Annotated in this window: 6 protein-coding genes; 1 reads left to right on the plus strand and 5 read right to left on the minus strand. The window is 71.7% G+C overall.

Going from position 1 to position 8,044, the window contains the following annotated elements; translation table 11 throughout:
* The first annotated feature begins 46 nt into the window (after positions 1-46).
* Positions 47-1,030, plus strand: a complete 984-nt coding sequence (locus OJ962_RS31835) for a HupE/UreJ family protein (RefSeq protein ID WP_202953947.1) — start codon at positions 47-49, stop codon at positions 1,028-1,030.
* Here OJ962_RS31835 and OJ962_RS31840 read toward each other — a convergent pair.
* The 5 genes from OJ962_RS31840 to OJ962_RS31860 all read right to left on the minus strand — a co-directional run.
* Positions 987-2,189, minus strand: a complete 1,203-nt coding sequence (locus tag OJ962_RS31840; protein WP_202953946.1) for an MFS transporter — start codon at positions 2,187-2,189, stop codon at positions 987-989. The two genes, OJ962_RS31835 and OJ962_RS31840, sit on opposite strands and share 44 nt — an antisense overlap.
* A gap of 8 nt (positions 2,190-2,197) precedes the next feature.
* The gene (locus OJ962_RS31845; protein ID WP_202953945.1) at positions 2,198-3,781 is read right to left on the minus strand and encodes a calcium-binding protein; all 1,584 of its coding nucleotides are present in this window, start codon (positions 3,779-3,781) and stop codon (positions 2,198-2,200) included.
* A 36-nt stretch (positions 3,782-3,817) separates the two neighbouring features.
* Positions 3,818-6,409 (minus strand): FAD-dependent oxidoreductase, encoded by a 2,592-nt coding sequence (locus tag OJ962_RS31850; RefSeq protein ID WP_202953944.1) that lies wholly within the window; start codon positions 6,407-6,409, stop codon positions 3,818-3,820.
* Positions 6,406-6,861 carry a Crp/Fnr family transcriptional regulator gene (locus OJ962_RS31855; protein WP_202953943.1) on the minus strand — a complete coding sequence of 152 codons (456 nt, stop codon included), beginning with the start codon at positions 6,859-6,861 and terminating at the stop codon, positions 6,406-6,408. The genes OJ962_RS31850 and OJ962_RS31855 overlap by 4 nt, the downstream gene beginning before the upstream one ends.
* 12 nt (positions 6,862-6,873) lie before the next feature.
* Positions 6,874-8,044 (minus strand): Vgb family protein (locus tag OJ962_RS31860; RefSeq protein WP_270006864.1); only part of this gene is annotated, 1,171 nt, incomplete at its 5' end.

An 8,044-nucleotide genomic window follows, 5' to 3' on the forward strand; every position in this document is an offset into this window, starting at 1 on the left:
TCGGTAACAGGCGTCTTCGTGCGCGGGTGCTCAACTGCGCAGGGTCATGAAGCGCGCCCTCCTGCTCGTCCTCCTCATCCTGCTGGTCCCCGTCGCCGGCGCCCAGGCGCACTTCACGACGCAGGGCTACCAGGAGATCGTCCAGGACGGCCAGACCGTCGACTACGTCCTCGGGCTCGAGGAGGAGGCGCTGTACACGCTCGCCGACGGGCGGGACAAGCGCGCGATCTCCGCGTACCTGCTGCCGCGGGTGCGGGTGTCCAGCGACGGTGAGGCCTGCGCGGGCGCGCTCAAGGGCTGGACGCCGCAGCGACGCAGCGGCGAGGCCTACCTGCGGCTCGTGCTCCAGTACCAGTGCGCTTCGGAGTCCGGGCCGTTCTCGGTCCGCTACGCCGTGCCCAACGAGAACCTGGCGCGCTTCGAGCTCGGCGGACAGGAGGGCACGTTCCTGTTCGACCCGGACAACATGGTGCTGCGCGCGGACGACCCGCCCGGCTTCGCCCACTTCATCGAGAAGGGCGTCGAGCACATCGTGCTCGGCTGGGACCACGTCGTCTTCCTGATCGTCCTGCTGCTCGGCGCGCGCGGCTTCAAGGACGTCTTCAAGCTCTCCGCCGCCTTCACCGTGGCGCACAGCGTGACGCTGGCGCTCGCGCTACTGGGCGTGGTCGAGATCCCGGGCGAGATCGTCGAGCCGCTGATCGCCGCTTCGATCGTCTATGTCGCCGCCGCGCAGGTGCTCGGCTACCAGAGCGACAAGCAGCTGTGGATCGTGTTCGGCTTCGGCCTCCTGCACGGGCTCGGCTTCGCGGGAGCGGTGACGTTCCCCGGCGGCACGCCGATCGTGAGCGCGCTGATCGGGTTCAACATCGGCATCGAGCTCGGCCAGGCGCTGATCATCGGCGTCGTGTTCCCGCTGCTGCTGTGGACGCGCCGCTACGAGTGGTCCAAGCTCGCCAACGCCACGGCCGGCTCCGCCGCCGCGGCTATCGGCCTGTTCTGGCTGTCGCAGCGCGTGTTGGGCGGCTGATCCGCTCCTCCTGCGCCGTCAGGGGCAGGGTGAGCGCGAGCGCCAGCCCGGCGAGCGGGAGCGCGGCCACGATCCACATCACCGTCTCGAGGCCCGCGCTGTCCGCCACGATGCCGAACAGCGCCGCGAACACGCCGCCGACGCCGATCGAGAAGCCGAGCGTGACGCCGGACGCGATCCCGAGCCGGCTCGGCAGGTACTCCTGCCCCATCACGACGCTCACGCTGAACGACATCACGGTCACGAAGCCGATTCCGGCCAGGACGATTCCGGCGAGGATGCCGCTGGGCGAGAGCATGAACGCGAGCAGCAGCGGGACCTGCGCGACGATCGACCCAACGAGCACCTTGCGGCGGCCGATCCGGTCCACGAGCTGGCCGCCGATGAGCGTGCCGAGCGCGCCCGCGAACAGCATCGCGGCCAGCGCGGCGTTCCCGGTCGCCTCGCTGGCGCCGTAGGTGTGGATCAGCCACAGCGGCGCGAACGACTGCAGGCCGAAGTAGATGCCCGACCGGATGGAGACGACGCCGGCGAGCGTGCTGAACGCACCCCACCGGTCGCCGGAGCGGTCGCTCTGGCCCTTCGCGACCGCGCTCGCGGCGGCCGCGCTGCGGCGCTTGAGCTTCGGCAGCTCGATGGCCAGGACGACGGCGGCGATGGCCGGGAGGATCGCGACGATCAGGGTGCCGTTCAGACCGACGGCGAGCACGGCGGGCGTGATGAGCACCGGGGCGAGCGCGAAGCCGGCGTTCCCGCCGACGCTGAACAGGCTCATCCCCGTGCCGCGCCGGTCGCCCGAGGCGTAGTTGGCGTAGCGCGCGCCCTCGGGGTGGAAGGCGGCGACGCCGAGGCCGCCGAGCCCGACCACGATGCAGGTGAGCGCGAAGCTGTCGAACACGCCGGCGCCCGCGATCCCGACCGCCGCCAGCGCGACGCCGGCCGGCATCAGCCACGCGAGCTGCAGCCGGTCCGACAGGGCGCCGAACAGCGGCTGGATGATCGAGGAGCCGATCGTCACCACCAGCAGCAGCGCTCCCGCGGCGCCGAAGGAGTAGCCGCGCTGATGGACCAGGAACGGGATCAGCGCGGGAATCGACCCCTGGCACAGGTCCGCCGCGGCGTGGCCAGACGCGAGTGTGGCCAGTCCGCGGCGGTCCATTCCCTACATCAAAGCACCAGCTTGAGCTTGCCTTCCTTGTCCGCGGCGGCGCGGCTGGAGACGCGATACTTGACGGTCAGCGGCTTGCGCTTGCTCGGCTTGTAGCGGGAGACCTTGACGTTGTAGGTCTTGGCCTGGCCGGCGCCGACGGTGTACGCCTGGCGGCCGATCTCGCGGCCCTTGTAGAGCAGCGTCACGTAGCCCTGGCAGCCGGACGTGCCGGCGGGGCAGCTGACCTTGATCGCGGCCTTGCCCTTCTTGTACTTGGCGGTCTTGCCGATCGTGCCGTGGCCCGGGCCGGCGGGCGGGTTCGGCTGCCCGGCGGGCGGCGCGTCGACGGTCTCGACGTCCACCGTGGTGTCGTTGGCGTCGATCGTGGCCGTGTCGGCGCCCGAGCCGCCGAAGAAGTGGCCGGCCGCGCCGTCGCGGACGTTGAACGCGTCGTTGCCCGCGCCGCCGTCGGCGACCACCGGGATGCCGACGCCCGGCGAGGTGGTGAGCACGTCGTCACCGGCGAGCGAGTTGAGCTCGAAGATCTCAGACGTCGCGACGCTGAGGCTGAACTGGCCGACGTTGGTGCGGTCGTAGCGGATGCGGCCGTTCTCGGGCTTGAGGGTGGAGACGTCGGTGCCCCCGCCGAGGTTGTTCTCGATGCGGTCGAAGCCGCCGTCGCCGTTCATCACGTCCGAGCCGTCGCCGTTGTTCCACACGAGCGTGTCGTCGGCCTCGCCGCCGTTCATCGTGTCCGCGCCGCGGTCGCCGACGAGGCGGTCGCCGCCGCCTGACCCGTTGAGCGTGTCGTTGCCGTCGTTGCCGTTGACGAGGTCGTTGCCGTCGCCGGTGGTGATCGTGTCGTCGCCGGAGCCGGCGTCGATGACCATGTTCATCGCCACGCCCGCGCCCGTCGCGAGCACGTCGTTGCCGCTGAACGAGGTGATGTTGAGCTTCTCGACCGTGCCCATGTCGACGGTGAACGCGGCGTTGACGCGATTGAAGACCGTGCGGGCGCCGGCGGCGTTGACGTTCATGTTGTCGGCGGCCGTGCCCGCCGTGATCAGCGTCTCGTCGACGCCGTTGCCGCCGTCGTTGAGGTCGTTGCCGTCGCCGTTGTTCCAGATCATCACGTCGTTGCCGTCGCCGCCGCTGATCGGCTCGGCCGGCTCGGCGTTGAGGTTGCGGAAGCCCGTGATGCGGTCGTTGCCGGTGCCACCGTCGATCGTGTCGCGGTTGTTGCCGCCGACGATGATGTCGTCGCCGTCCTCGCCGTTGATCGTGCTGTCCTCGAGGTCGGCGGCCGACAGGTTCGTCGTGTCGTTGCCGGCCCCCAGGTTCAGGACGATCTTGATCGAGCCGTCGCTGGGGAGCGGCGCCGCGACGCCCGGGCCGAGGTCGAAGTCGGTGTTGGTGCCCCCGAGGTTGTGGGTGAGCTGGTCCTGGTCGTTGACGCCGAGCGTGACGTTGTCGTCGGCGCCGTCGCCCGTGAACGTGACGGTGGTGCCGTTGATCTGGCTCGTGACCGCCGCATTGGCCGCCGCGGGAACCGCGAGGACGAAGGCGGCGGCCGCGAACGGGAGGAGGAGTTTCGGCTGCATGCCCGGTAGGACGCCGGGCACGCAGCCGCTATTCCGCTACGCGACCGCGGCGGGGACGAGCGCGCCCTGGGCGAGCCCGTCGAGGCGGCCCTGGCGCAGCGCGCCGAGCTGGCCGGAGACGTCGTAGCCCTTGGTGATCGCGGTCCGCACGGCGGCGACGTCGTTGCCCGGGCCGAGCAGGATGGCGCCGACGATGCGGTCGCCGGAGATCACGAGCTTGCGGTAGCCGCCGTGGGCCTCGTGCACGATCGCCTCGTCCTCGGGCTGCTCGTGGATGCGCCCGATGCTGGCGAGCTCCACGCCGACGACCTTGAGCATCGTCACGGGCGGCGCCGGCACGTACGGCTTGTCGCCGCCGACGGCGTTCTCGGCCGCGATCTCGGCCTGGGCGACCGCGGTCGGCCACAGGCCCGGCGTCTGGCCGCCGAACTCGGCGATGTCGCCCGCGGCGAGGATGGCCGGGTCGCCCGTACGCATGCGGTCGTCGACGAGCACGCCGCGGTTGATGGCGAGCCGCGCGTCGCGCGCGAGCTCGACGTTGGGCTGGATGCCCGCCGCCACGAGCAGGATGTGCGCGGGCAGGCGCCGGCCATCCTTGAGGTCGAGGGCGCGCAGGCGGCCGTTCGCGTCGACCGACTGGACCTCCGCGTTGAGCACGATCTCGAGGCCGAGCCCTTCCAGGTAGGCCTTCAGGAGCTCGCCGCCGCGGTCGTCGAGCTGGCGCCGGAGCAGGCCCGGGCCGCGTTCGAGCACGGTGGTCTTCAGGCCGAGCTTGTGCAGCGCGTAGGCCGCCTCCAGGCCCAGCAGGCCGCCGCCCGCGATCACGCCGCGGGTGGAGCTCACCCGCTGCGCGTACGCGCGCAGCGCCATGGCGTCCGCTGCCGTGCGCAGGACGCCGGTCCCGGGGGCGCCGAAGCCGTCGATCTTCGGGACGAGGCTGCGGGAGCCGGTCGCGAGGATCAGGCGGTCGTACGGGAGCTTCTCCCCCGTGCCGAGCGCGACCTCCCGGTTGGCGCGGTCGATCCACAGCGCGCGCGTGTTCAGCCACGTGGTGATCGCGCGCTCGTCGTACCACTTGTCCGGGTTCAGGTAGAGCCCTTGCATCGCCGAGCGCCCGTAGACGAGGCGGCTGATGCCCATGCGGTTGTAGAGGTGGTGCGGCTCCTCCGCGATCAGGTCGATGTTGGTGGCGGGGTGACGCCGGCGCAGGTGGTCGGCGGCGGTGACGCCGGCGATGCCGTTGCCGATCACGACGACGCGCTCGATCGACTTGTCGTAGCTGAAGTCCTGGATCTGGGAGATGCGCGGCGCGCTCGCCTTGTCCGGCGTGAGCTGGACGGTCACCGGGCCGGTCACGCGCACGCAGCACGCCATCCGCGTGTTCTCGGCGTACCCGAGGCGCTCGAGGGTGGCCTTCTCGTCGTCGCCGATCGGCGAGGTGCAGCTCATGCCGTCCTTGATCGCGACGGGGTCCGCGCCGCAGATGCCCATGCGGCAGCCGGCCTCGATCGGGAGGTTGTTGGCCTCGGCGATCTCGAGCAGGGACTGGCCCGGCTTGGGCGCGACGCGCTTGTTGTCGGGGACGAACGTCACCTGCGGGCCGATCGCCCGCAGGCCGGAGGCGCGGGTGAGCCCGGCGGGCGCGGCCGACGGCGCGGCGGCGGCCGCGGGGGCGGCGCCGGCCTTCTCCAGGAACGGCTTCTCCTTGCGCAGCGTGCGGACGAACCACGTGGCGGCGAGCGCGATGGCCGCGGCGCGCAGCGCCCAGGTGAGCGGCTCCAGGCCGACGATCTCGGCGGCGTACCAGTAGAAGATGCTGAACGCGATCGCGCCGAACAGCGTCGTGATCGTGTGCGCGCTCGTCTTGTAGAAGGTGGTCAGCGTGGCGAACAGCGCGAGGCTGACGGCGGTCGTGAGCGCCATCTGCTCGACGGGGACGGCGAAGAAGCCGAGCACGAGGCCCGGGAACGCGCCCACGAAGTACTTGCGGTAGCCGGCCCAGTAGTTGTCGCTGTCGTGCAGGTCGGCGAGGTAGGCGGCGCGCGGGTTGAAGTCGTAGCAGTTCTTGACGCAGCCGACGCACGGCTGGCAGTGCGCGTTGGCGACCAGCATCAGCGGCGTCTGGCCGTAGATGCGCTGGACCGGGAGCAGCGGGCAGATCGTGCTGCACCAGCCGCTCTTGCCCTTCAGGAACATGCCGCCCGTGAAGGCCGCCGCCATCGCGCCGAGCAGGAGCAGCGCGCTGTACGGGCCGCTGTCGTCGAGGCCGAGCTTGCGCAGCACCACGAACGCGATGAAGAGGCCGAACGCGATGACGTAGCCGTACTCCTTGAGCCAGTTCGGGGCCGTGAGCGCCTTGGTCAGCTTGAGCGCGCGCGGCGTCTGGTTGGAGGCGGCGAGCGGGCACAGGTTGCGCCACAGGCCGGGGACGGTCAGGAACAGCAGCGGCAGCAGCGGGATGACGACCTTCCACATCACGAACAGGCCCGCGTCAGGCGCGACCAGCAGCAGCGCGGCGATGGCCAGCGCGCCGACGATCGATCCGGCCCGCATCGCGTGCCAGACGCGGACGGGGATCCGGCTCGGGATCTGCGTGTAGTTCGGGAAGGTGATGGCGCGGGCGCTCATCCGGTCCACCCCGCCGTCTGGTCGCCGAGGGCGTGCAGGCGCGCGGACAGGATCCGGCCCACGTCGAGCAGGATGTCCCGCCCGAGCGCGGGGTTGCGCGCCGCGAGCGCCTCGAAGCCGTCGAAGCTCAGCCGCAGCATCTCACCCTCGCTCATCGCTTCTATGGACACGGCGCGCGGGGCGCCGTCGAGGAAGGCCGCCTCGCCGAGCGTCGTGATCGGGTGCACCACGCCGCTGGGCGCTTTGACCCAGCCCATCACGAGCAGGTACAGCGCACGGTCCCGCTCCCCCTGCTTGAGGACGATCTCGCCCGGGACGAACAGGCGCGTCTCGGTGTGGTCGAGCACCATCGCCCAGTCCTCGTCTCCCCGATCGCTCAGGAAGCCCGGCAGCCCGTGCTCCGCGGGAGCCGTCGGCTCCGTCGGATAGTCGAAGAAGCCTGTCGTGTCCATAACGGGCCAACTCTACGGGCGGATGCGGGTGACGGTGTGCGAGTCGTTGTTGGCGACCCAGACGGCGCCGGCGCCGGCCGCGATGCCGAGCGGGTTCTCGCCCACGGCGATGGGTGCGCCGATCACTTTTCCGGTCTGCTCGTCCAGCCGGGTGACCGTGTTGTCGCCCGTGTTGGTGACCCACACGGAGTCGAACCCGTGGGTCAGCTGGCGCGGGTCCTGGCCCACGGTGATCGTGTCGAGGACCTCGCCGCTGCGGCGGTCCAGGCGCGTGACCGTGCCGTCTTCCGCGTTCGCGATCCAGGTCGCGTTGGGCGTCTCGATCACGCCGCGCGGGCCTTGGCCGGTCGCGATGGGGTCGCCGACGAGCTGCGCGGTCGCCGGGTCGATGCGGTTCACGGTGTCGTCCTCCGAGTTCGTCACCCACACGAAGCGCCGGCCCACGAAGATGCCCGCCGGCTCGTTGCCCACCCCGATCGGCGAGCCGACCACGGCCGGGCTCGCCCGGTCGATCCGGTTCACCGTGCCGTCGTTGCGGTTCGCGACCCACAGCAGCTGCTTGCCGAGCGCGATCGCCTCGGGACGGTCCCCGACCGCGACGCTCGCGGTGCGCTGCCCGTTCTCGAAGCGCGCGACCGTGTCGTCCCCGGCCGCCCCGACCCACACGACGCCCTTGCCGGCGACGACGTGATCGGGCCGCGTCCCGGCCTCGATCGGCTCGCTGGTCTCGTTCGTGTCGGGGTCGATGGTTGTCAGCGTCCCGTCCCCGTGGTTGGCCACGAAGACCTTCCCGCCCGAGACGGCGACGCCGTCGGGCCCCTGCCCCACCTCGATCGTCTCGACGGCGGCGGGCGCCGTCGCCGTGGCGGTCGCGGTCGGAGTCGGGGTCGCCGTGGCGGTCGGTGTGGCCGTGGCCGTGGCGGTGGGCGTCGCCGCCGCGGTGGGCCGCGCGTCCTCGCCGGAGAACACGCCGGTCGCAGCGAGCACCGCCGCCGCGAGCCCGGACACGAGCACCACCGGCAACGTCACCCCGAGCACGACCCGTCGCCGCTTCGGCCACGGCGATTCCTTGGGCTCGGAACCCGAGTCGCCGCCCACGGACGCCGCCGCGACGAGCACGTGCCGAGAGGGCGCGACGGTCGCGCCGGACGGCACGGGCGCAGGCGCGGGCGGCCAGACGGGC

The sequence above is a fragment of the Solirubrobacter deserti genome, from assembly GCF_027587175.1.
Taxonomy (GTDB): Bacteria; Actinomycetota; Thermoleophilia; order Solirubrobacterales; family Solirubrobacteraceae; genus Solirubrobacter; species Solirubrobacter deserti.

What these genes read in the sequence shown, in the direction of transcription:
- OJ962_RS31835 (WP_202953947.1), top strand. Translation starts at nt 47, where the DNA reads ATGAAGCGCGCCCTCCTGCTCGTCCTCCTCATCCTGCTGGTCCCCGTC.
- OJ962_RS31850 (WP_202953944.1), bottom strand. Translation starts at nt 6,409, where the DNA reads ATGAGCGCCCGCGCCATCACCTTCCCGAACTACACGCAGATCCCGAGC.
- OJ962_RS31845 (WP_202953945.1), bottom strand. Translation starts at nt 3,781, where the DNA reads ATGCAGCCGAAACTCCTCCTCCCGTTCGCGGCCGCCGCCTTCGTCCTC.
- OJ962_RS31855 (WP_202953943.1), bottom strand. Translation starts at nt 6,861, where the DNA reads ATGGACACGACAGGCTTCTTCGACTATCCGACGGAGCCGACGGCTCCC.
- OJ962_RS31840 (WP_202953946.1), bottom strand. Translation starts at nt 2,189, where the DNA reads ATGGACCGCCGCGGACTGGCCACACTCGCGTCTGGCCACGCCGCGGCG.